Origin of the sequence: Burkholderia sp. BKH01 (genome assembly GCF_025685725.1) — a bacterium.
Classification (GTDB): Bacteria; Pseudomonadota; Gammaproteobacteria; order Burkholderiales; family Burkholderiaceae; genus Burkholderia; species Burkholderia pyrrocinia_C.
In genome coordinates this window covers 159,214-184,566 of record NZ_JAOTQT010000013.1, presented here as the reverse complement: position 1 = coordinate 184,566, position 25,353 = coordinate 159,214, and the positions used below count along the sequence as shown (strand labels likewise).

Annotated in this window: 14 protein-coding genes; all 14 read right to left on the bottom strand. The window is 65.5% G+C overall.

Annotated elements, in window-relative coordinates; translation table 11 throughout:
• Nucleotides 1–221: 221 nt before the first annotated feature.
• The gene (locus OEJ37_RS20320) at nt 222–5,093 is read right to left on the bottom strand and encodes an RHS repeat-associated core domain-containing protein (RefSeq protein WP_263345241.1); all 4,872 of its coding nucleotides are present in this window, start codon (nt 5,091–5,093) and stop codon (nt 222–224) included.
• Nucleotides 5,094–5,108: 15 nt separating this feature from the next.
• Nucleotides 5,109–6,374: a hypothetical protein gene (locus tag OEJ37_RS20315; protein ID WP_263345240.1), complete on the bottom strand. Its 1,266-nt coding sequence runs from the start codon at nt 6,372–6,374 to the stop codon at nt 5,109–5,111.
• A gap of 15 nt (nt 6,375–6,389) precedes the next feature.
• A complete protein-coding gene (tssI, locus tag OEJ37_RS20310; protein ID WP_263345239.1) occupies nt 6,390–8,594 on the bottom strand; it encodes a type VI secretion system tip protein TssI/VgrG in 2,205 nt (734 codons plus the stop codon).
• Nucleotides 8,591–11,257, bottom strand: coding sequence for a type VI secretion system ATPase TssH (gene tssH, locus OEJ37_RS20305; RefSeq protein ID WP_263345238.1), 2,667 nt, complete (start codon nt 11,255–11,257; stop codon nt 8,591–8,593). Before tssH ends, tssI begins: the two co-directional genes overlap by 4 nt.
• A 12-nt stretch (nt 11,258–11,269) precedes the next feature.
• On the bottom strand, nt 11,270–12,376 hold the full coding sequence (gene tssG / locus OEJ37_RS20300) for a type VI secretion system baseplate subunit TssG (protein WP_263345237.1): 1,107 nt from the start codon (nt 12,374–12,376) through the stop codon (nt 11,270–11,272).
• Nucleotides 12,373–14,244, bottom strand: a complete 1,872-nt coding sequence (gene tssF / locus OEJ37_RS20295) for a type VI secretion system baseplate subunit TssF (protein WP_174418111.1) — start codon at nt 14,242–14,244, stop codon at nt 12,373–12,375. The genes tssG and tssF overlap by 4 nt, the downstream gene beginning before the upstream one ends.
• Before the next feature lie 4 nt (nt 14,245–14,248).
• Complete coding sequence (gene tssE / locus OEJ37_RS20290; protein WP_263345235.1) at nt 14,249–14,806, bottom strand: type VI secretion system baseplate subunit TssE; 558 nt, start codon at nt 14,804–14,806, stop codon at nt 14,249–14,251.
• Nucleotides 14,807–14,832: 26 nt separating this feature from the next.
• Nucleotides 14,833–15,324 carry an Hcp family type VI secretion system effector gene (locus OEJ37_RS20285; protein WP_152865349.1) on the bottom strand — a complete coding sequence of 164 codons (492 nt, stop codon included), beginning with the start codon at nt 15,322–15,324 and terminating at the stop codon, nt 14,833–14,835.
• 71 nt (nt 15,325–15,395) lie between these two features.
• Entirely contained in the window at nt 15,396–16,904 is a 1,509-nt protein-coding gene (gene tssC / locus OEJ37_RS20280) for a type VI secretion system contractile sheath large subunit (protein ID WP_174418109.1), read from the bottom strand.
• Nucleotides 16,897–17,451 carry a type VI secretion system contractile sheath small subunit gene (gene tssB / locus OEJ37_RS20275; RefSeq protein WP_034179510.1) on the bottom strand — a complete coding sequence of 185 codons (555 nt, stop codon included), beginning with the start codon at nt 17,449–17,451 and terminating at the stop codon, nt 16,897–16,899. The genes tssC and tssB overlap by 8 nt, the downstream gene beginning before the upstream one ends.
• Nucleotides 17,452–17,538: 87 nt before the next feature.
• Nucleotides 17,539–18,654, bottom strand: a complete 1,116-nt coding sequence (tssA, locus tag OEJ37_RS20270; protein ID WP_263345234.1) for a type VI secretion system protein TssA — start codon at nt 18,652–18,654, stop codon at nt 17,539–17,541.
• Nucleotides 18,641–20,977, bottom strand: coding sequence for a serine/threonine-protein kinase (locus OEJ37_RS20265; RefSeq protein ID WP_263345233.1), 2,337 nt, complete (start codon nt 20,975–20,977; stop codon nt 18,641–18,643). The genes tssA and OEJ37_RS20265 overlap by 14 nt, the downstream gene beginning before the upstream one ends.
• Before the next feature lie 72 nt (nt 20,978–21,049).
• A complete protein-coding gene (tagF, locus tag OEJ37_RS20260; protein ID WP_263345232.1) occupies nt 21,050–21,745 on the bottom strand; it encodes a type VI secretion system-associated protein TagF in 696 nt (231 codons plus the stop codon).
• Nucleotides 21,727–25,353, bottom strand: a complete 3,627-nt coding sequence (tssM, locus tag OEJ37_RS20255) for a type VI secretion system membrane subunit TssM (RefSeq protein ID WP_175917995.1) — start codon at nt 25,351–25,353, stop codon at nt 21,727–21,729. The genes tagF and tssM overlap by 19 nt, the downstream gene beginning before the upstream one ends.

Sequence of the window (25,353 nt, the reverse complement as noted above, 5' to 3'; positions counted from 1 at the left end):
GGCGGGAGGCGACCATTCCATCTAAAAAGCTACTACAATCAAAACGTTCGATAATTCACGTTATGTAAAATAGTGATCGAGTGCACATGCTTCCTTCAGGTTTCGAATCCGCGGCTCAGCGAGTTCAACGGTGTCCAGGCGTGCCGCGTGCCGGCTCGGATGAGCTGGCGTCATCCATAACCAATCGTATTGATTCGAAGAAAGCAGACCGATGTCTGAAATTAACCAATTCCGCGTGCTGCGAGGCCTGCTCGTATTTTGCTGTAAGTTCTCGCCTCCGATCCACCCACGTGAATAAAACTCCAGTCGAAATTCATTTTCCTGGAATTTGTCTTCTTGAGACATTTTTCTGCGCATGGGCTTAGTACGCTGTAGGCCCCTGTAACATCACTTGGCTTGATTTTGTTTTTTCTCATAAATGCAAACATGAACTCTTCGGCATGTTTGGAATTTCCATTTTCATCCTTTCCACTTCCAAAAACATAGTAATGTTCGTTGTCACCTTTCCCGATTCTCAGGACGGCTACATTGGCCCCTCTTCGTGCTGCAATATCGGCGTAGGCTGATCTGATGACGCTCACGTTCTCAGGCTTTTCATATCCGGGAACACTTCTCACGTATCCCCAGATTGCATGAAATGAAATGGGATTGTCGGGGTCGAATACTGGAATTGGATATGGATTTGCTGCTAACCCGAGCGGGTCTGCCCAGGTCACTGTATTCGGTGCATAGCGATAAAGATTTATTCCTCCGGCAAGGCGTATCGGGTCGGCGCTGATGAATTGGCCTGACCGCGCGTCGTAGTATCGATGTCGCATATAGCAGAGTCCAGTCTCTGAATCGAAGTACTGCCCAAGCATCTGTAGAGGCTGTTTGAATTCAATTTCGGACATTAGGTGGTTAATTCCACCTAATGCGTCGTAATTGCATTCCCAAATGATGTTTTTTTGATTGCCGATGACTCGGATAATGGCTCCATTGGGGTCGCTATAAAATAAATAATTGCGCAACGATTTTAATGTCAAGTGCGCCATCTCGCCTATCGCGATGGGGTCGACCGATCGGGGGCTCGGTTGGGGCACGCGTTGTTGGGGCATTGCATCGGAATGAATGTTGCGCGTACCGTGACTAACGTCGTCTTCCAGAAAAAGGGATGGCTCCGTGGTGTATTCCCGGTGAATTCCAGCCAGTGGTCTAAGTGTTCCCGGATAGTAGAGCCATTCGCGGGCTACAAAGGGGCGCTCAGTGGTAGTCCTTTCTGTATCATCGCCCGGGTTACCGAGATAGGTGCATGTTCGGGAGCGTTCCTCGGAGATACCTTGCGCTTCGCGGAACAGTCGCCTATCGACTGCTGGATCGTCGTATGTGATTTCACCCACTAGCGCGTCCCCCTCCCAGAAGAACCAACTGGATCGACATCGGTGCATCGAGGCAGATTCTCGCTGTCCTGATGAATCGTTGTCGTTTGAAATCTGCGTATGCTTTGCGGTGCGTCGATGAAAGGCGTCGTATTCATAGCGGGTGTAAATACGCTCCATGCCGTAGGGATTTGCCTCGACCTCCGTCGAATTACGTATTGTCAATGTTTCGATCAACAGTCCGTCTCCATCCCAGCTCAACATCAGATCCTGATGCTGATCCCGCTTCCTCACCAAATTGCCGCTCCGGTCGAACCCATAGTAGCAACCGTCATGTTCGTTTTCCCTGATCCATGACGTGACCAACTGTTCTTGTCCAAAGAAATCTGTATGGTTCCTCCAAGGAGAACGCATATGCATCAGATCGCCGGTAGAGTCGTGCAAATATTGGGAGAGCTTCCCTGCCGGATCGAGGTGTCTGATTAAATTTCCTACAGAGTCATACTCGTAACGATCAATGCCAAGGCGCGAGTCATATTTCTCGATTATTTCTCCGTTTTTATCGTATGAGTATTCGCAGGAAAACAAAGGGCCGGTGTTGGAAGATATGGATTGCTTCGTCAGAAATCCTGTTGGCGTATATGACAACTCCCGTCGTGTCTCGTCGCACAGATGTTCTGTGATAATTTGTCCGAGTGCATCGCGTTCGAATGTAATCGGAGTTGATTCGTCTATCTGAATTAGGCTTATTTCATTTAGCGCATCGTATTCATATTTTACAGAGTGAGTGATGGTCTCGCTGGCGACGTTTATTTTCGAAAGACGCTCAACTCTGTTTCCATTTGTATCGTATGTGCTGGAAATGAATAATTTGTTGCCCTGATTCTCTTCAATGACTTGACCATCTGTGTTGTATTTTAATTCAACAAGATTGTTGGGTGTTCTTGCGGAGACGAGGTTTCCGCTGGAGTCGTATGAAAAGGTCTCGGAGCAAATCGCTCCTGGTTGCCGTGGGTCTTGCACATGCTTTTTTAAAATTCGGCCCAGTGAATCCGTCTCGTATTTGGTGGATCGTCCCAGTGGGTCGGTGGTGCTCAATAAATAATCTGTCGAATTGTATTCGTAACGATAGTGCTGGCCGTAAAAGTCGATTTCCTCAACGATTCGGCCCAACGGGTCACGAATCAGTTGATACGACTCACCGAGCTCATTGACAAGGCCAATCAACTGCTCTTCGGTGTCGTATCGATACTCGATCACACTGCCATTTGGTGCTACACGTTTTGTAATCTGCCCTAGTGCAGAATATTCCAATTGCAAAACGTGGCCGTTCGGATCGCGGTAGCGAGTCAGATTTCCATCTGCGTCGTAGCTGTAGAACGTTTGCTGATCCCCCGTCTCAGCGACTCGCGTTAGGTTACCGTTTCGATCGTATTCGTAACACGTTGCCTGCCCTAACGCATTGACGGTCTGTATGAGATTGGCCCTCGCGTCATAGGTGTACCGTGTGCGATTTCCGAGGGCGTCGACTACTTGTGCAAGGTTGCCGTGATGGTCGTAAGTGAAGCGAGTTACTGCCCCACGAGGCCCCGTAGTAGCAACAATCCGACCATTGCGATCGTACTCATAGCGCATGCAGCCCAGTCCCGGAGTCGTTCGAGCAAGCAGATTGCCGCATTCATCCCACTCGTAACGCCACCTCTTTTCTCCCGGAGCGGTCACGCAGACCAGTTGATGGGCAGTATTGTATTCCGCGGCTACGATGCTTCCGTCCGGCAATGTCAGTGCAAGGAGATTCCCGTATTCATCGTATTTCCATGTAGTAATACGCCCCGCGGGATCGATCTCGGCGCTCGTGCGGCCTTGTCCGTCGTACTTGTAGCTCCTCACTCCGCCAAGCGGATCAATTCGCGCCACCGGCATGCTACGGTCATTTGTCTGGAGAATTGTCGTGTGCTGCAGCGAATCCGTTATCCGTGTTTCTCGATGCTCCAGGTCGTAAGCAAATCGATAGTCGGCTATGCCGCGGTCGCCCCAAGCACGGTCGACCCGCCACACGCCGTCGTCGTGCTGTCGATGGCTGTAGCAGAAAGACACTCCTCCAGCGCTTGTATGGCGCACCATTCGGTGATCGTCGTCATATGCATAACAATGGGGTTGTCCCATCGCATCCCGCGCCGCAATCAGGTTGCCCTGTCGATCGTGTTCGTAATGGACGAGTGGATAAGCTTGGTCATTCGCGTCTACCAGCGTCAATGAGGTCAGTAGAGTCGTGCGCCCCGTATTCTGGCCGATAGTGCCAGACCTGCATTCGATCACACGCCCTGTCGACTCCCGATTATTCCGTTCGATCACGCGCACCAGATCTTGATCTCGGCCGCGCTCGAACGTCCAGGCATTTCCGTTGAGATCTGCCATCTGTTCGATTGACAGAGTTAATGTGGCTCCACCAGTTGGCATGTGTATCGTGCGTTGCCAATTTTTCGGAAGCGCAAACGCGTATTCGATGCCAATCGCCATGCGTAGTACCAGGTAGTTATTCAGCCGATATAGCGCGTGTCCGTGCTGCCAGTCGTACACGCGCGCCGGCCAACCTGTATCGTCTGGCAGCGCGTCGAATGCCGTCACGCAATCTGGCGTGTGAGCCACAACGCCAACCACGCTTTCGTGTGGTATTAGGTCGAGTCGGATGTCCGCGGGCGTCTGCCAGCCTGCTCCAACGGCTCCACACTGTATATCGTGGGTTGCGTAGTACCGAGTCCAAACAAACGGAAGGCGCCCAGCGATTTGGAAATCGTGCTGTTGCATGACCACTCCACCCGTGGTCGAGTTGACCGGCTCCGCATCTAGTACTTTGCACTTGAGAAATCCCGACTTCAAATTCAGCTTGTCCGCCAGCGCCTTCGCCCACTTCGAGCCCTGAAACGCCTTGAACAACCCCTTCGCCGCCGCCGCCATGTTCATGATCGGCGGCCCGCCCACCAACACCGGACGCCCTGCCGGAATCGGCAACATCACCGAACTCGGCATTGACGGATAAGTTCGATCCGTATGCGCGCTGTTATGCGGAGGCGGCTCCATCCCGACTGACCAGCAACTCAACGCCTCAAGCGCCATGTACGACATCGGATCGTTGTTGGCGAGCACCGTCTTGCTGCCCATGAACGATTCCCCGTCGTTCGACGGTTCAACCTTCTCAGGCGGCGGCGCAAACGATTCTCCGAGCGGGAAATGCAACCCCGGAACGTGATACGCATGCGTGCCCGCCGTGGCGCGCATCATCCCGTTCACAAAAATCGGCCTGCCGCTACTGCCACCCGATCCGACGTTCGAGCCAAGATCGTCACTTATGCGGTTCTTGATCTTATTGGCCTCTTTCGCAAGCCTCATCCCTTCCGCGACATTGGGGTCATCCTTGAAGTCCGGCAGCTTTCCGCCACCCATTAAGCCATCGAGCTGTTCATTGACCTGCTGGTTTGCTTCATCGGCCAGGTGTTCCAGCTTCTTCACATCTTCGGGATGATCTTCGATGTATTCGGTCACCTTCTCCTGCGCGATCATCATTGCAATGCAGCCGACCACGGCTTTTGCGGCCTGGATGTACTCGCGCTTATCGAGCATGAACCCGACATGAGGATGCGGCAGAAACACCGGGGGTGTACCCGGCGTGACCAGCACCGAATGAACGTCCACGCCAACAACCGGATCGAGATGCTTGACGGCTGGAAGTGCCACAGTTTCGGCCTCCGCTCAGCGCCCACCGCGCAACGCAGCGACTTTCTCGCTAAGTACGTTGCGTCGCCGGTCCATTGCACCCAACTGCGAAACCATCCACTCGACAACCATCGGCAGATTACTTTTCGCCCGAATCGGCTCGTCGATCATCAATCCCGCATCGAGCGCATTGAACCCGGCCTCGAGCGCATGCTCGCGCTCCCCTGCCCGCTCCCAGCACACGGCGCTCATCCGCCATGCCTCGACCGTCATCAGCCCATCCTTGGCAGCCGTGGTCGACGCCGCCGCGCGTTCGTAGCAATACGCCGAGTGCGCGTAATCCTTGTGCGTCAGATGCACGCTTGCCTCGCCGAACAACCCGTTCGCCACGAGCTTGTGCCCCGCCGGATGCTTGGCCTCGACCGCACGCATCCCGCTACTGGCCGCGCTCCGATACGCCTCGATCGCCCTCTCCCGATCGCGCCACTTCAGATACGCCGCACCGGCAATCAGATGCACGACAACGCACTGATCGAACCACTGCTCGCGCTCTGCGACCTTCAGCGCCGCCGCACGTAGTTCCTCCAGCCGAGCCGGATTGCCGCTTTCGATAATCTCGGTCAGCAACACGAAATGCCGCCGAAATTCACCGCTCGGCCCGCGCTCGCCAGATTCCGCCAGCAATTCTCGCGGCACGCTCGCCATCGAATATTTCCCCTGCACGACGCGCACCGCAGCCCGATGCCGCTGCATCAGCGCTGCAAACGGCGCGATATCCGTACGCGGCACGACAAAACGCACGCGCTCGCCAAGCTGCGGCGCGACCGCCATGATCGTCAGCAAGCCATCCATCCACTGCACCCATGCCGCGTCATCTCGCACGTTCGCCGGTTCCAGCACGAATACCATCGCCGGAAAAATATCCGGATGGTGCTGCATCAGGCTGTCGGCAACTGTGAACAGATGCAGCAAAGGATTCTTCCCATCGTCGTACGGCGCTTGCCAATCCGCACGCACGCCCTGCGCTTCGGACCCCTCGCGCCGGCTGTCGTAGAACGCAATAAGCTCGTCCGTCAGCGCCTTCGCATACCCCGCTTCATTGACGAACGACGCACGCATCGTCCTGACCGCACACGATGTTTCATCCTGGACCTGGAAATACAGCCGCACGAGCTCCGCATCCGTCTCGTCGGTCTGCCAGATCATCAATCGCGCGTCGCGTTCCTTCGCGAAACTCATCCAGTCCGTATGCGCGTCCATGAACCTGCGCTCCACCGGGTTGGTCGGCTGCCAGTTCTGCATTCGTGCGGACCTCCGTCACGGATTCAGTTTCAGGATCGTCCCTTCGACCGTATGCTCGACCGAGGCAGACGACGTTACCTTCTTGCTGTTCACGCTGTGGCTTTCCGTGCCGCTCGATGCGACGTTGACGCCCTGGATCGTGATCGTGCCGTCGCTCTTCATCACGATGCTCGAATTCCCGCAGACGAGCGAAAGCTGATCGCCGGCGTTGACGGTCACCTGATGCTGTACGTTCGTCGTATGGTTCGCCCCGACGTTGACGGTGTGTTCGCCGCCGACCGTGTGCGTATGGGCTTTGGCGATCGTCGAGGTCCGCGTGCCGATTTCCTCGGTATGCGCCGACGCGACCAGCGTCTTCATGTCCTGCGACGTCGTCTGGTACATCTGTCCGACGTTCAGCGTCTTGCCTTCGCCGATCGTTTCGGTCTTGGCATGCGTGACCGACTCCGTGTGGCTGCCGCCGATCGTCGCCTCGCGATCCGACGCGATCGTCACGGTCTCCTTCTTCCCGACCGTTCGCGTCCGGTTCCCGCCAACCCCATGCGTCTCATCCACCCCGATCTGCGCGACCCGGTTCTTCCCGATATTCACCGTCTCGTTCTGCCCGACGCTCCTCTGCCGGTTGTTCTTCACCTGCATCGTCTCGTCGTTCCCGACCGTATGCGTGTGATCGTGCCCGACAGAAAGCGAATGATCGGCCTCCGTCTCCGCATCGAAGTTCCTTTCCGCATGCATCCAAAGCTGCTCGGCGCCCTTCTTGTCCTCGAACCGGAACGCATTCGCATGGTCGGTTGTCCCGCCCGGCGATGATCTCGACAGCATTCCGCTCTGCGTCGCACTCCCCGGCAGCCCCCACGGCGGCATCTTCTCGCCGTTGTAAACCCGCCCCGTCACGATCGGCTCATCCGGATCGCCGTTCAGGAAATCGACCACGACCTCATCGCCCACACGCGGAATCTGCACGCCCCCGAACCCGCCCCCGGCCCAAGGACTCGACACCCGCACCCAGCACGACGAATCCTGATTGCTTTGCCCGTACCGATCCCAGCGGAACTGCAGCTTCACGCGCCCATACTGATCGGTCCAGATTTCCTCGCCCGGCGGCCCGACGACGGTCGCCGTCTGCGGCCCGTTGGTCCGCGGCCTCGGCGTCTCACGCGGCGACCGATAAGGCAAACTCGACGGCTGCACGAGCATCATCGTCTGATGCACGACAGCCTCCGCGCTCTGGTCGCTCGCATAAGCGTTCTCCTGAAAGCGGTACAGACACCGCACGATCAGGTACTCGCGGTTCTGGTCGGCACGCGGACAATGCGCAAGCGTGAACAAATACCCAGGCGCCGCGCCGCGCACATCCGTATCGGCGCTCGCCCGCTCGTGTTCGGCCTGCTGTTCCTCGAGCCGCACACGGCTGTAATGCGCACCGGGCGCATCGTCGCGATAACCACCCGGCCATTCGAACGACGCGAAGCTGTCGTGATCATGACCACGCGGATCGACCTTCTGCGACGAAAGATCGGCGCGCGGCTTCGTATAGTCGTAGTCGGTGGTCTGGTGCTTGCCGACACTCACCTCCTGCGCGGGCAGCCAGCCGTCGATGTGTTCCTCGTCGGCGATCGCGGTGCGGTCACGCGCGATATACGGAATCGTTTCGTAGCCGGGCAGCGCCGTGTGCGATGACATCGCGTCGCTCAGCATCAGCGTATGCGTGTCCTCGGCATGCCGGAACCAGTAATAGATGCCCTCGAACTCCATCAACCGCGACACGAACGCGGCATCTGTCTCGTTGTACTGAACGCAATACTCGCGCGGCACATACGATTCCGCGAGATGGTTCTCGATCGGAAAGCCATACGTCGACAGCACCTCCTGCACGATCTCCGGCACGGTCTTGTTCTGGAAGATCCGGCAATCGGAGCGGCGCGTCGCGAGCCACAGCCACGGGCGCACGACCAGCTCGTAGCCGTAGTACCGCTCGGCACGCCGGCCGGCAAGCGATGCGCGCGCAACGATCCCGTTCAGGTAGCGCGTCGACTGGTCCTGCTGTTCGATGCGGACCGTCACGGCCTTGCCGAGCATGTCCTTCAGCGACAGGCTGTGACTGTCCGCCAGCGCCTCGACCCGGAATTCGAACAGCCGGCCGAGTTCGTCGCTGCCGTCGAGCGTGTGGAATTTCAGGTCGTCGCCGTGCGGGCTGTCGAGGGTGAATACGCGATTCACGTCGTTGCCTCCTCGTCGAACCGGTAAGCGAATTCGCCGTCGGCCGCGCTGACCTCGATCGACGCCAGCGTGCGGCCCTCGAGCGTGGCTTGCAGGATCGCTCGGCTGATGCGCGGCATCACGGTGTGCGTGAGGATCGCGTCGACCATCCGGCCGCCGGATTCGATCGTCCGGCACCGCTCGACGATCAGCGCGGTCGCCGCGTCGGTGCAGCGCAGCCGGATGCCGTGATGCGCGTCGATCCGCTTCTCGATCCGCCGCAACTGCAATGCGACGATCCGCGCGAGCGTCGCATCGGTGAGCGGGTAATACGGCACGACGGTCAGCCGGCCAAGCAGCGCGGCCGGGAACACGTCGAGCAGCGGCGCGCGCAGCGCATCGGCAAGCGTCTGCACGTCGGGCAGGCGCTCGGGATCGCGGCAGAGCTGCATCACGCGATCGGCGCCGACGTTCGACGTCAGCAGGATCACGGTGTGCCGGAAATCGATGTCGCGGCCCTCGCCGTCCTCCATCCAGCCCTTGTCGAACACCTGGAAGAAAATCTCGTGCACGTCGCGGTGCGCCTTCTCGATCTCGTCGAGCAGCACGACGCTGTATGGCCGGCGGCGCACGGCCTCGGTGAGTACGCCGCCCTGCCCGTAGCCGACATAACCGGGCGGCGCACCCTTCAGCGTCGACACGGTATGCGCTTCCTGGAACTCGCTCATGTTGATCGTGATCGCGTTGCGCTCGCCGCCGTACAGCGTGTCGGCCAGCGCGAGCGCGGTTTCGGTCTTGCCGACGCCGGACGGCCCGCACAGCAGGAACACGCCGTGCGGCTTGGTCGGATCGTCGAGCTTCGCGCGTGCGGTCTGGATCCGCTGCGCGATCAGTTCGACCGCATCCCGCTGGCCGACGACGCGTTCGCCGAGCGTATCGGCGAGCTTCAGCACGGCCTGTGTCTCGTCGCGCACCATCCGGCCGAGCGGAATCCCGGTCCAGTCGGCGACCACGGCCGCCACCGCGTGCGTGTCGACGGCGGGCAGCACGAGCGGCGTGTCACCCTGCACGTCGGCCAGCGCCTGCTGCGCGGTCGCGAGGTGCGCCTGGATATCGGCGCGCGTGACGGCGGCGAGTTCGCGCGACGGATCGTCGTCGAGCAACGCGGTGCGCGATTCGACGATCGCCGCCAATGCGTTCCGTTCGGTTTGCCAGCGCACGTCGAGCTGGTCGAGCGCGCCTTGCGCGGCGGCGATGTCCGACTCGATCGCGTCGCGCCGCGCGGCGTCGCCGGTACCGAGCGCGCATTCGCGGCCGATCCGCTCCTGTTCGACGCGCAGGCTGTCGATGCGGCGGCGTGCGTCCTCGATCGGCGCGGGCACCGCGTGCTGGCTGACGGCGACGCGCGCGCAGGCCGTATCGAGCAGGCTGATCGCCTTGTCCGGCAACTGCCGGGCGGGGATGTACCGGTGCGACAGCGTGACGGCGGCCAGCAGCGCGTCGTCGAGCACGAGCACGCGGTGATGGGCCTCGAGCTTCGCGGCGAGGCCGCGCAGCATGGTCAACGCGGCCGCTTCTTCCGGCTCGTGCACGTGCACGAGCTGGAAGCGTCGCGTCAGCGCGGGGTCCTTCTCGATGTATTGCTTGTACTCGGACCACGTGGTCGCGCCGATTGTGCGCAGCAGGCCACGCGCGAGCGCGGGCTTCAGCAGGTTCGCGGCGTCGCCGGTGCCGGCCGCCCCGCCCGCGCCGACGAGCGTATGCACTTCGTCGATGAACAGGATCGCCGGCCGCTCGGACGACATCGCTTCGTCGATCACGCCGCGCAGCCGGCTCTCGAACTCGCCCTTCACGCTCGCGCCGGCCTGCAGCAGCCCGATGTCGAGCAGGTACAGCGCGACGTCGCGCAGCGACGGCGGCACGTCGCCGGCGGCGATCCGCAGCGCGAAGCCTTCCGCGACGGCCGTCTTGCCGACGCCGGCCTCGCCGACCAGCAGCGGGTTGTTCTGGCGGCGCCGCAGCAGGATGTCGACGATCTGGCGGATCTCGGCGTCGCGCCCGACGACGGGGTCGATCTCGCCGGCCCGCGCGCGCGCGGTCAGGTCGACAGCGAAGCGCGCGAGCGCCGAGCCTTCGGCAGCGGTCGCGCCTCGCACCGCCGCGTCGCCGCCGAGGCCGGCCTGCGAAGAATGTGCGGCCGGTTGCGCCTCGGGCGAGCCTTCGACGATCGATTCGAGTTCGTCGGCGAGCACGTCAGGCACGATGCGCTCGAATTCGCGCGTGATGCCCATCAGCACGTTGCGCAACTGCGGCGTCTTCAGGATCGCTAACAACAGCACCGCGCCGCGAATGCGTGTCGCGTCGTACTTCAGCGTCGCATAGACCCACGCGCGTTCGACCGCGTCGTCGATGTGCACGGACAGGTCCGACACCGAGCCCGCGCCGCGCGGCAGCCGGTCGAGCGCGGTGACCAGCGCGCGGTCGATCGCGGCCTCGTCGATGTCGAAGCGGCGCAGCACGCGCTGCAGGTCCCCGTCGGGCCGCTGCAGGATCTGCTTGAACCAGTGCGCGAGCTCGACATACGGATTGCCGCGCAGCCGGCAGAACCCGGTCGCCTGCTCGAGCGTCTCGTAGAGGAACGGATTCAGTTTTCCGAAAAGATTGACGCGGCCGATATCGGACATGACGGCTCCCGTTTAGGCGGTTTCGCGATGAAGGGTTGCACCGGCGCGGCGCACGTCGTAGCGGACGACGAGGTCGCGCGCGGGGCCCGGTTCGAGCCGCTGCCCGAGCCACGCGGTGCGGCCGATCCCCTGCCGCGCGCCGAGCGCGATCGCCGGCACCGCGTCGGCCGCCAGTTCGAGCTGCACATCCCAATCGAACTCGATGCCGACGTATTCGCGCACCCATTGCGCAAGCTGCCGCGCATGCGGGCCGCCCGGCAGGAAGCCGCGGTAGGCGTCGAGCGACAGCGGGCCGAGCACGATCCGGAAACGCGACTGCGCATCGCGCACCGCGACGCCGAGCGCGACGGCGCCGATACGCAACGTCGGCCGCGTCGCGCGGATCGTGCAGCGCTGCGAGCGCTCGATCGCGACCCACTGCGGCACGTGCTCGACGATGCGTGCATCGACGCCGAAATGCCGGCGCAGGATCTGCACGAGCCCTTCCGGGTTGCGTGTGTGCCGCACGAGATGGCCGGCATGGAAATAACGTGCATGCGGCGCGAGCGTGTCGGCGGTTGCCGTGGCCGCAGCACCGGCTTGCGCGGCCGGTCTGTCGCCGTGCGCCGCGCGCCCGATCAGGCTCGCGATATAGCCGTCGAACCGTGCGCGCTCGGGGCGATCGAGGCTCACCGTCGGCTGCGCGTCGGCCCACGCACGGTAGAACAGCAGGATCAGCCGGTGATGGAACAGGTCCGCGAACGCGGCAAAGGTCGGGTCGTCGTGCTGCGCCGCGCGCTCGTACGCGTATTCGGTCAGGTGCGTCGGCAGCGGCCCGTTCGGCCCGAACAACCCGAAACCGTAGATCGCGATGCGCGGCGGCGCGGTGCCGTTCTCGTGCACGCCGGCCAGCATCGACGCCGCGAATGCGAGCGACGGCTGCTGCCCGAGCCGCACCGGCTCGTCGCGCGGCCGCGCGGCATGGCCGAGCGGCGCGCGGCCGGGCGACAGCGCGTCGAGCCAGCGCAGCGCCTGGAACAGGTCGTAGCCATGCGGCGCGGCCCGCAAGCGTGCCCACCACGCGTCGCGGCGGCCGTCGGCGGCGGTCGGCTGCACGCCGGGAGTCGTGTCGCGTTTCATATCACGGGCCGCCTGCCGATGCGCGCGGGCCAGTGCGCGAGCGTGCCGCGCTGCACGCTGGTCAGCACGCATTCGGCGAATGCGTTGATCGACACATGGCGCGCGAAGAACTGTTCGAGCACCGCGCCGAGCAGGAACGGGCTGTCGCCGGAGAACGCATGGTCGTCGACGGTCACGTCGACCTGTACGCCGCGCCCGAACATCAGCGGCCCGAGCGCCGGCAGCCGGCGGAACACCGGCGAGAACGCGACGCGCTGTACGCCGTCGATCTGCCGGCGCATCGCGGCGTCGGCCGGGTCGGCATGCAGGCCGAGCAGTTCGCGCAGCGCATGCGCGCCCTCGTCGTCGTCGAGATCGGTCAGCGTGTGGCGTGCCAGGCCGAGATGGCGTATCAACCGCCACGCGGTTTGCGCGTCGGCGATCGGCGGGCGCGGCCGCGACGGGCCGCGGATCGCGACGATGCGCTCGACCGGGGCCGACACGCGCAGCGTGAACGTGTTCGCGTCGCCGGGCGGCTGCAGCAGCACGAGATCGCGGTTCGTGCACAGCGTATCGGCGGACAGGTAGCGCATCGTTTCGTCGTACGGCGCGCACTGGCTGTCGACGAGCGACACGTAGGTCTCGCTGCCGACATAGCCGGTGCGCGTGCCGTTCGCGCGCGCCTGCGCGGACACCAGCCGCGGCTCGCGCCGCACCGTGTAGTACGCGCCGTGGTTGCCGTCATCGCTGGCGAACGACGCGTGAAACGGCCGGAATTCGCGCGACTGGCCGTCGTCGCGCTGCTCGCTCGCGAGCCGCTGCACTGCATAGACCTCGTAGTCGAGCGGCCGGCTGCGGTCGACGACGACATGATGCTCGCGCGCGCCCGGCTGCAGCGCAATGCGGTCGGCGCGGCGCGCGAACAGGTTCACGGCCGGCGTGCAGTTCAGCGCGAGGTGGCGCGCGTCGACGGCCGCTTCGAGCGCCGCGTCGTGGCGATCGAACAGCACGGTCAGCTCGCACTCGTCGCCGGTCGCGCGCGCGAGCGCGGCACGCAGCCCGCCGATGCTGAAGAACAGGAAGCGGGCGGGAAACGCGAAATACTCGCGCAGCAGCCGGTAGCCGTGGAAGCTGCGGCCGTCGTCAGGCAGGATCGCTTGCGCCGGATCGAAACCCTCGTGGACGATCGCGTCCGCGTCGAGCGTGTGCAGCCAGCGCGGCGGCTGCCCGGGGTCGTGGCACACGACGCCGAGCGCATGCGCGGCGATCAGTTCGAGCAGGTGCAGCGCGTCGCGCTCGGGGCCCGCGAGATGGAACGTCAGCCGGTCGAGCGGCAGTTGCGACAGCTTCGCACCGCCGCGCGCCTTCAGCCGGATGCGCAGCGCGCCGCGCACGTCCTGCCGCGCCGCGACGGCGCCGCGCGGCAGCCACGACGGCGCGCCGGTGACGGTCGCATCGGTCAGTTCGAGCGGCCACAGCGTCAGGTCGTGCGCGGTGCGGAATTCGCACGCAGTCTGCTCGGACGCGGCCGGCCGCGCGCGCAGCGCGGTGCCGGCCGGCAGCCGCCAGCCCTGTGCGAGGCTGCCTTCGTTCATCATCGGCGCGAACCGGACGATTGCCATCGACGGCAGCGGCGCGATATAGCCGGGATACACGGCATCGAGCAGCGCCTGCGTGAAGCGCGGGAATTCCGCGTCCATCTTCAGCTGTACGCGCGCGGTGAGGAAGCTGAAGCCCTCGAGCAGCCGCTCGACGTACGGGTCGGGCGGCCCCGATTCGTGCAGCCGCAGCCGCGCGGCGACCTTCGGGAACTGCTGCGCGAATTCGCCGCCGAGCTCGCGCAGGTACGCGAGTTCGCGGTTGTAGTAGTCGAGCAGGCGCGTATCCATTGCGTCAGGCCCCCGCCACGGATTGCAGCGACATCGCGCCCGTTTCCAGATCGAGGTCGGAGCGCAGCACGAATTCGAGCGGATGCGGGATCGACCACAGCGTGCCGCGGATCTCGAATAGCAGCACGTTGTGGCGCCGTTCGCCGGCCCGGCCGCCCGGCGCGTCGAGCACGCTGCGCACCTCGACGCTGTCGGGTGCGATGCGCGGCTCGAAGCGCACGATCGCGTCGCGGATCGACGCCTCGACCGACATCCGCTCGACGCCCGACATCGGCTTGCCGACGAGCGGCCGCATCCCGTAGTTGAGCACCGACGCCTGCGCGTGCGCGAATGCCGACCAGTCGACGAAACCGTCCTCGGCGTTGCGCGTGTTGAGCAGCCACGCGAGATCGCGCAGCACGGCGGCGCGCAGCCGCTCGGTGCCGATCCATTGCGCGCCGGGCGCTTCGGCCGCGCGCTGCGGCGCGTCGTCGGTGAGCCGGTCGAGCAACGCGGGCTGCAACCGGTCGCGCAGGCTGCCTTCCCGGCCGTCGCTGCCGTCGCGGGTTCGCGGGTCGTCCATCGTTGTCTCCGTGCGTGCTCGACCCATCACATCTCGGTGTTTTCCTTGATGTTCCAGCCGACCGTCACCTCGGCGCCCTTGCCGCCGTTGTCGTTCTGCTGCCAGTACTGCTTCTTCACCTTCGCGGCCTGGAAGCCGTAATGCATCATCAGCCGGTCGGCGACGTCGCCCGGATCGATGCCCGCGACCTGCGCGGACGTGACGAGCACCTCCTGCAGCGTCACGCGCATGAATTCGACCTGCGTGCCGCCCGTCTTGCACGCCGAAATCTCGACCGACGACAGGTGCTTGCCGTTCGCGCAGTTCTTGATGATCGCGGGCGCGCCCTTGTCCATGTATGCGGAAACGACGAGATCGTTGAAGCTCGCCTTGCCCGCGTTGCCGCCGCTGCCGCTCGCCATCGCGCCCGGCTGGCTCGCGCCCCACGTGAACGACTGGATGTCGGTCCAGCCCTTGTGCTGCGCGTCCGCCGATTCGCCGGTCACGCCGTCCACCTTCATAAACATTGCTACGCCCATTGCCGTCTCCGTTTCGGTTCGAGGTCAGGTTGAATGCCGTGTTGAATGTCGGTTGCCGCTCGTTTTTCCGCTCATTCGTTCGCCGCCTTCGCGGTCGGCAACCGCGAAATGAGCCGCAACGATACGGTGAGCCCTTCGAGCTGGTAGTGCGGTCGCAGGAAGAATTTCGACGTGTAGTAGCCGGGGTTGTCCTCGACCTCGTCGACGACCACCTGCGCGGCCGCTAGCGGCTTGCGCGCCTTGGTTTCCTGCGACGAGTTCACGGGGTCGCCGTCGACGTAGTTCATGATCCAGTCGTTCAGCCAGCGCTCCATGTCGTCGCGCTCGCGGAACGAGCCGATCTTGTCGCGCACGATGCACTTCAGGTAGTGCGCGAAGCGGCAGCACGCGAACAGGTACGGCAGGCGGCCGGACAGCCGTGCGTTCGCGGTTGCGTCGGGATCGTGGTATTCGGCCGGCTGGTACAGCGACTGCGCGCCGATGAACGCCGCGAAATCCGAGTTCTTCCGGTGTACGAACGGCATGAAGCCGTTCTTCGCGAGCTCGGCCTCGCGGCGGTCGCTGATCGCGATCTCGGTCGGGCATTTCTGGTCGACGCCGCCGTCGTCGGTCGGGAACGTGTGGCTCGGCAGCCCTTCGACCGCCCCGCCCGATTCGACGCCGCGGATCGACGAACACCAGCCGTACTGCTTGAACGAGCGGTTGATGTTCGCGGCCATCGCGTATGCCGAATTCGCCCACGTGTAGCGGTCGTGGTTCGCGGAGTCGGTGTCTTCCTCGAAGTCGAATTCGTCGACCGGATTGGTGCGCGCCCCGTACGGCAGCCGCGCGAGAAAACGCGGCATCGCGAGGCCGACGTAGCGCGAATCCTCCGACTGCCGCAGGCTGCGCCACGCCGCGTATTCGGTGTTCTGGAAAATCTTCGTCAGATCGCGCGGGTTCGACAGCTCCTGCCACGAATCCATCTGCATCAGCTCCGGCGACGCACCGGCGATAAATGGCGCGTGCGCGGCCGCCGCGATCTTCGACAGCTCGCCGAGCATCTCGACGTCGGGCGGGCTGTGGTTGAAATGGAAATCGCCGACGAGGCAGCCGAACGGCTCGCCGCCGAACTGCCCGTATTCCTCCTCGTAGATCTTGCGGAACAGCGGGCTTTGATCCCACGCGACGCCCTTGTAGCGCTTCAGCATCCGCGCGACCTCGTTGCGCGACGCCGGCAGCGCCTTGATCTTCAGCAGCTCGTCGGTCTCGGTGTGCGTGACGAGGTAATGCAGGCCGCGCCACGCGCCTTCGAGCGTCTGGAAATCCTCGTGGTGCAGGATCTGGTTGATCTGGTCGGACAGCTTCCGGTCGATTTCCGCGATGATCTGCTTCACGCTGCCGTATGCGTCGGTCGTCATGCCGACCGTATGTTCGAGCGCCTGCTGCGCGAGCGTGCGCACCGCGCGCTCGACCGATTCGCGCGCCTCGGCAGTCTTCGGCTTGAATTCCTTTTGCAGCAGCGCGGCGAACTCGTCGTGCTCGACGGCCGGCTGCGCGGCGCCGCGCGTTTCGGCGCGGGTTTGGACGGGGTCATTCATCGCGGGCCTCCGGTTGGGTCGCATCGCCGCGCTGCGCGGATTCGTGCGGATTGCGCACGAGCGTCTTCAGCAAGTCGGGATCGTTGATCGCGCGCTCGATCAACTGTTCGGCGCCGTGCTTGCCGTCCATATACGACAGCAGGTTCGACAGCTCGGTGCGCGCTTCCAGCAGCCGGCGCAGCGCGTCGACGTTGCGCGCGATCGCGGCTGGCGAGAAATCGTCGATCTGCTCGAACGTCATGTCGACGTTGAGCATCCCTTCGCCCGTCAGCGTGTTCGGCACCTGGAACGCGACGCGCGGTGCGACCGACTTCATCCGCTCGTCGAAGTTGTCGACGTCGATCTCGAGGAACTTGCGCTCCGGCAGGTCCGGCAGCGGCTCGGCGCGCTTGCCCGCCAGGTCCGAAATCACGCCCATCACGAACGGCAACTGCACCTTGCGCTCGGCGCCGTAGGTTTCGACGTCGTATTCGATCTGCACGCGCGGCGCCCGATTGCGCGCGATGAACTTCTGTCCGCTGCCCGCTGCCTTGGTTCTGTCAGTCATCGTCCACTCCTTCACTTCGATCAGGTCGATCAGGTTGCGCAGTACGTTGCCGCCGCCCGTGTGACGGCGTCCTTCATTCGGTTCGTTTCATTCGCTTCGCTCGCCGCTCAGCAGGTCCAGTTTCGGCAGGCTCTCCGGCGCGAGATCGCGGATGATTTCGTAGAAGTCGAGCGCGAGCAGCCGCTGCGCGCGCCGCAGCAGCAGCGGCGCCGGATGGCTCGGCTCGTGCAGCTCGAAATAGCGGCACATCTTGTCGAGGCCGAGCCGTACGTCGTCGCGGCTCGTTACCTCGGCATCGCGCCATGCGTGCGCGTTCGGCATCGCTGCGGGCGCGACGGGTGTGACGCCGGCCTGCGATGCGTCGCGGGATGAGGCCTGCGGCGTGGAACCCGGATCGTCCGACGCGCCCGGTGGCGATTCGGGCACCGGCACTTCGCGCACGATCCGCTGCAACGCCTTCTCCGCATCGCCCGCATCGGGTGCCCATTCGCGGCCGAGCTTGTCGGTCACGCACGCGCGGATCGTATCCAGTGCTTGCAACGCGGCGCGCGCGGCGTCGAGCGGCGTCGTGCCATCGCCGCGCACCGCCGACAGCGCGGCAATCAGGCTTGCGCGACCACCGGCTTCGTCGCGGCCGTCGAGCAGCCGTTCGGCATCGCGCACGCTCGGGCCGCCGTCGAACAGCGGTTGGCGGCGCGCCGCACGTGCGCAGTCGTGCGCGCCGGCCACGTCGGCGAGCGCGTTCGTCCGCGGCGTCGGGTCCGGTTCGCCGTCCGCGTCGAGCCGTGGATGCAGCTCGTCCCAGCGGCGCTCGAGCAGGTTCGCGACGATCGCGAGCGCGTCCGCATAACCGGGCAGGCCGTGTTGCTCGATCCAGCTGCGCGCGAGATACGCGACGACGCGCAAGTCCTTCGTGCGCGAGGACAACGCCAGCGCCAGCCGCTCGACCGCACCCCAGTCGGGCGCCTCGGCCGGGATCACGGTGTCGCCGTACTGCTGCTCGGCGCGCGGCGTCGCGCGCTCCTGCAACTGCAGGTACTCGGCGTCGTATTCGAGGTTCGCGCCGCACGGCGCATCGGGCGCGATGTCCGCGAGCAGCCGGGCGATCAGGTCGGCGCGCGGCGACGCCGCCGGCAGGCCAGGCGACCCCGGGGAAAGCACGGCGGCGGCGAGTGCCGCCTCGCTGACGTCATTCGAATGCATAGTCGATGTTGACCGGTTTGCTGCCGAAGTCGATCGCCACGGTGCGGTGCAACGGCGGCAGCGAGCCGTTGCGGATCTCGATCTGGTAGACGCCCGGCGTCAGCGACACCGAACGCAGCGGCGGGCTCGCGCCGCGCCGCGCGCCGTTCACGTACACGTCGCCCCACGGCCGCACGTTGAAGCGCACCTGGACCGTTTCCTGCGTCTTCGGCGGGCGCTGCTCGGCCGGCAGCACGTTCACGGCGGCGACGGCCGTATCGGCTTCCGGCGGCGGCTTCGGTGCCGGGGCTGGCGTCGTCGCCGGTGACGCGGCCGCTTCCGACGGCGGCACGTTGACGACGCGTTCCGACGCGTCGAGGCTGCCGGCTGGTGCGATGGCGGAACGGGAGCCGGCTTGCGCCGGCGGCGGGTTCGTGACGGTGGTCGCGACCTGCGGTGCGGTTGCGGCGGCGTCGACGGCCGGTGTGCTGGCCGGCGCGGCGACGACGGGCGGCGGCGGAACCTGCGCCGACGATCCGGCCGGCAGGCTCGACGGCGGCACGACGGTCGGCGTCGGCCCGCGCTGGGCCAGCGTGGCATCCGGCGTGCTGGCGGGCGACGACGTGCCGGCCTGCGGCTGGCTCGCGCCCGGTGCGGCCTCGTCGGCGACGCGCGCGGGGCGCGACAGATAGCTCGCGGCGAGGCCGACGGCGATCAGCGCGACGAGCGCTCCGCCGACGTAGAACGGTATGCGGCGGCTGCGCGATCCGTCGAGTATCGGGCTGCGTTGGGTGCCGGTCGGCGCGGATGCCCGGCTTGGTGCCGATGCCGCTGCGGCGGGATGCGGAGCGGTCGTGCCGGCGGCCGGGTACGCATTCCCGTTCCCGGAATCCGCTACGCTGCGCTTGCCGATGTCTGCGTCGGCACTCGTGGATCGTGTATCTGCTTCGTGGTGCGTATCGGTTCTTGCAGCAGGCGGCTCCTTTGCACGCTCGGCGTTTCCGTTCGGCGCACCGGATTCAACCGGCTTCGCCGCGGGCTGCGAAGCATGCGAGGCCGACGATGCCGGCGCGCCCGTTGCCGCAATCGCGGCGCCCTGCGCAACCGCCTTCGATGCTGAAGGCGCACCAGACTCCGGCTTGGCGCCTGACACGGAAGACGAAGCAGATGCGGTGTCCGTCGGTGTCGCCACATCGTCGTGACGCTCAGGCGTTGACGACTGCACATCCGACACAGTCTTGCCCGAAGCCGTTCCACCCGCGCCGATCGCAGCAGCAGCAGCCGACGCGATGCCCGACGCAGTGGAACCCACCGACGCCTCGCCCTTCCCTTTCCCGCCGCTGCCCGCGTCACCCGCCGGCGGCACGATCCCCGCGCCATACCCGCCGCCCGTCCGGTCGAAGTCCCGCAACCCGAGCTCCGCCGCGAACGCCGCGACCGATTCCGGCCGATCCGGAATCCGCAACTGCAGCGCATGATCGACGGCCGCGAGAAACGCCGGGCTGTACACCTCGCCTGCCGGCAACTCGCGCGACACGAGTGGCCGGTACGTGTCCTTGATGCTGCGCACGACGGCCGCGGGCGGCAGTTCGCCGGTAATCATCGCGTGCATCACCGCGCCGAGCGCATAAAGATCGGTCCATGGCCCCTGGCTGAACGCGGGATCGTCGGTGTACTGCTCGATCGGCGCGTAGCCGGGCTTGATCATCATCGCGCCGTCGTCGACGAGATCGCCGATCCGTTTGCGCGCCGCGCCGAAGTCGAGCAGGATCGCGCTGCCGTTCGGGCGGATCAGCACGTTGTCGAGCGCCACGTCGCGATGGAAGCACTGCGCGCGATGCAGCGTGTCGAGCGCGCCGAGCAGCGCGCCGACGATGTTGCGCAGTTGCGTCTCGCTGATCCGCATGCCGCCGTCGAGCAGTTGCTTGAGCGTGCGCCCCTCGTAGAACGGCATCACCATGTACGCGGTGCCGTGGCTTTCCCAAAAGTGCAGGACCTTGACGAGCCCCGGATGGTCGAATTGCGCGAGCAGGCGCGCCTCGTTGAGGAACGCGCCGCGCCCCGCGTCGAACGCCTGCGCGAACCGCTCGGAACGCAGCGATACCGTGTAGTCGCCGCCGCGCGTCGCGAGCATCGACGGCATGTACTCCTTGATCGCGACCGCGCGCCGCAACGTGCGGTCGAACGCGCGATAGACGATCCCGAAACCGCCGATCCCCAGCACCTCGTCGAGCTGCAGTTCACCGAGGCGATGGCCGAGCGGCAGCGGCCGCACCGTGAATTCGGATGCGTCGCCGCGTGTCGCCGTGTCGTACTCGTTGTCTCTCGATCCAGCGTCCTTCATGTCCACCTCTTGAAACCGTGTGCCTTCTGCCCGCCGCTCCCGGCGGCGACCCGCCGGCCGTCGGCCGGGCCGCTAGCCGCCGCCGAACAGCGTCAGGAACAGCGCGTTGTCGGGCGTGCCTGTATGCGCATGCGTGCGTAGCGGCGATCCGTCGGCGCGGTTGGTCCACCAGAAGCTGGTGCCGCCGTGTGGGTCGAAATAGCCGGACAGCCCCGGCCACGCGGCCGGCGCCGGCTGCTCCGGCAGCGTCGCCGGCGTGTCGTCGACGCGTTCCGCGTACCTGCCGCCGCCCGGCACGAGCCGCACGCGTTCCAGCGTCCGTTCGAGATCGCCCGGCGCGCGCGCATGGCGGATCGCGTCGAGCAGCGCATGGCCGACCTGCCAGTAGAACGCGTCGGCGGCGTCCGGCAGCCCGTTCCAGTAATCGGCCGCGCGCATCGGCAGCGTGACGATCACCGGGTAGTAGCGCCCCACACGGTCGCAGCTCGGCGCGAGGCAGCCCGGCTGCACGCACGACGCACCGGCGCCCGTCGGGATCAGGAAATTCCAGACCGGCGCGACCGTGTAATGGCGCTCGATCTCGTCCGCGCCGCGCTGGCGCATCGCGGCCATCCCCTGCTGGAGCCAGCGTTCCCACCAGAGCGCGAGCGCATGCGGCAGCCGACTGTTCACGAAGTCGCCGGCGCCGGGAATCTTCCCGTACCAGGCCGGCGCATCGCCGGCCGTGCTCGTGAGCGGCGGTGTGGGGCTCATTGCTTCGGAGGGCATGTAAAGGACTCCATCTGGGCCAGCCTGAACGGGTTGCGGACGCTGCCCGCATTCACCTGCAGCACGATCGGTTTGCCGTCGACCGTGAAGCGCGCAATCATCTGGTCCGAGCCGCGCCCGGCCGACACGGCCGCGCGGTCGAACAGCCGGTGCAGCGCCCACGGCCCGTCGGTCGTGAAGCCGTCGGCCGCGCCGGCCTGCGCCGACACTTGCAGCCGCACCTGGCTGCTGCCGCGCGGGCCCGGCCAGTCCACCGCGCTCTGCACGAGCGGGCCGTGCGCGTAGCGGACGATCTGCCCGTCGACGTCGAGCACCATCTCCGTGATCGACGGGTCCATTTCGAGCGGCTGGATCTGCACCTTCAACTGCGCGGTGCGCGCCCCGCCGCCGAAATACGCGTCGCGGATCACCGCGGCCTTCTCGAACGACGCGAGCATCGCGGCCGCCGCCGGATCGGCGTCCGCATTGCGGTTCGCGAAGCGCCACGGGTGCGACGTCGTATCGACGATCGACTGCAGGTTCTTCTGGAAGAAATCGTCCATCAGGCCGCCCGGCGCGAACATCTGCGCGAAATCCGCCGGCGCGACGTCGCGCGACGATCCGCGCGCGAACGGATAGCGGCCCGCGATCGCCTGCCGGCAGAAGTCGCCGACATTCGCACCGGCCCGCAGCGCGACGTTGCGCTGCTCGACGGTCGCGACGCTGCCGTTCGCGATGTTCGACAGGTCGTCGAGCACTTCGCGGAACGGCGTCGGCAGGCGGCCGGCCTGCGCGCGCAGCCGCGCGGGCGCGTCGGACGGCGGCGGTTGCGCGCCGCTGCGCAGCGCGTCGTCGGTGGCCGTCAGGTACGTGTACAGCGCGTCGATCGACTTCAGCACCGCGTCGAATCCCTGCGCCTGGTCGCCGCTGCCCGGCGCGAACGCACGCAAGCCGGCGAAGTGGCTGTCGACGATCTGCTCGGGGCTCGCGGGCGCCGCCGCGGACGGATTCGCGTCGCTGGCCTGGCCCGCGAAGATCTGCGACAGCGAACTGCGCGCCTCGTCGACCTTGTCCTGCGCACGCGCAGCGAGATTGCGGGCCCCGCCCGGCGCATCGCCGAGCGCCGTGTCGCGTGCGAGCGCGACCATCAGCCGTGTGAGCGGCGAATCGGCCGACGACAGCGCACGCGCCACCTGGATGCTCTGCGCGAGCGTCGCCGTGCGTTGCAGCTTGATGTCCGCGAGATAGTCGTCCCAGATCTTCAGGTAGTCGTTCAGGTAGAGCTGGCGGATGTCGCGCGCCCACGCGGCCGCGTCGTTCGGTCCGGGGATCTCCGACAATCCGAGGTTCAGCACCCACACTTCCTCGCGCCCGTACGCTTCGACTTCGCCGGCCAGGCGCGGCGCGAACACGTTGCGATAGCCGTTGCGCGTATAGAGGCCCGGCACTGCTTCCGACAGCGGTTTGCCGCTCTGGCGCCGGAACACCAGCGACGCGTCGGGGCCGACCGCGCGTGCGACGCTGAAGTCGAACGCGGACGTCGCCGGGCGCAGCGTGCGCGTGAGCTGCCGGTACAGCCGCTGCGAGAACGGCACCTGCCGCAGCCGGTCGCGCACGTCGGCCACGAGCCGCTCGTTCATCGGATACGGCGACACCGCGACGCGGTTGCCGAACAGCGCGGCGAGATGCGCGCGCAGCGCGGAACGTTCGGCCGGCGAGAAATCGGGCGGCAGCGAGCGCTCCATCTCCAGATCGACGACGGCCTGCACGAACGCGGGATCGTAGTGCGCGCTGTCGTACAGCATCAGGTACGCCTTCAGCGCCGCATATGCGTAGTCGGTTTCGTCGGGCCGCGCGTCGCGCAGCGCGGCCTCCATCCGGCTCGCGGCGATCGGCAGCAGCACGTCGTTGAGCGCACGCCGGTACACGGAATCGACGGCCTCGTCGATCTTCTCGCCCTGGAACAGCCCCCACCGATACGCGAGCGGCGGATGCTGCAGGTCGACGCCACCGGCATTCGCGAGCCCGCCGAGCGCATCGAGCACGGGCAGCAGCCGGGCGATGTCGGACGCGCCGGAGAACTTCGCACCGGCGATCTGCGAATCGACGGCCGGCACGCGCGCGGCGATCTGGTCGAGATACGTGCGATTGTTCGAATAGCTGCGCAGCCACGCGACCAGCACGGCCACGCATACCAGTGCAAGCAGCACATAACCGGCGATCTGCAGCACGCGCCGCTTCTGATGCCAGCGCAGGTCGCTGCCGGCGAGCGCGGCTTCGCGGAAGATGTGCTCCTGCAGCAGCGACTTCAGGAAGAAACTGCGCCCGGTCGAACCGACCTGCGCGACCGGCGGCACGCCCTCGATCTTCAGGAAGCGCTTGATGCCGCTCATCACGCGGTCGAACGCGGTGCCCTCCTGTGTGCCGCTCGTCAGGTAGACGCCGCGCAGCATCGGCATCGGCTCGAAGCTCGACACGGAAAACACCTCGGCGACGAACTGGCCGAGCATGTCCTGCAGGTCGGCGATCTGCTGAGGCAGCAGGTAGGTCATCTCGCGCTGGCGCGCATCGGTCTGCGCGGCGAGCAGTTCGGGCAGCCCGTCGTTCAGCCGCTGGTGCAGCAGCCGGTATTCGCGGTCGAATGCCGCGCGCAAATCGAAGCCGGGCGCCTCGCTCTGCGCGAGCGGGAACGTGAAGCCCCACACCTGCGCGCATTCCGCGCGGCCGTAGCTGCTGAAATACTCGGCAAAGCCCGCGAGCAGGTCGGCCTTCGTCACGAGCAGGTACACGGGAAAACGGATGCCGAGCTGCGCGCGCAGTTCGAGCAGCCGCTTGCGCAGCACCATTGCGTGCTGCGTGCGCTCCGCTTCCGACGCGCCGAGCAGGTCGGCCACGCTGATCGTCAGCATCGCGCCGTTCAGCGGCTGGCGCGTGCGGTATTTCTTCAGCAGGTCGACGAAGCCTTTCCACTCGGCTTCGTCGAGCGCGCGGTTGCCTTCGTGCGTCGTATAGCGGCCGGCCGTGTCGATCAATACCGCGTCGTTCGTGAACCACCAGTCGCAGTGCCGCGTGCCGCCCACGCCGCGAATCGCAGCGCGGCCGAACTGCTCGGCGAGCGGAAAGCTGAGCCCCGAATTCACGAGCGCGGTCGTCTTGCCCGAGCCCGGCGCGCCGATGAACACGTACCACGGCAATTGATACAGATACTGGCGCGACATCCGGTCGAACCAGCGCGGCAGGCCCTTGCGCACGGTATCGGCCTGCCCGAAGCGGACTTTCTTCAGCAGCGTCGCGGCTTCGTCGAAACGGCTGCGCAACTCGTCGAGCTGCGCCTTCGCCGGATCGTCGGCGGTGGCCGGCCCCGGCACGGCCTCGCGCAACTGGTTCAGCAACTGCGCATTGAGGCGGCCGGCACGCCAGCTTCGCCACGCGACGCGCGCACCCCACGCGGCGAACAGCACCGCGATCGTCAGCCCGCGGGCCCAGCCGCTTTCGAGCGGCCGGATCTCGGCGAACGCGAACAGCGGGCCCGCGAGCCACACGAAGCACGCGAGCACGACGAGACCGGCGAAGGTCCAGATCTCCCGTGACGGCAACGGCCGGACGAAACGCGCGACAGCCTGGTTCAT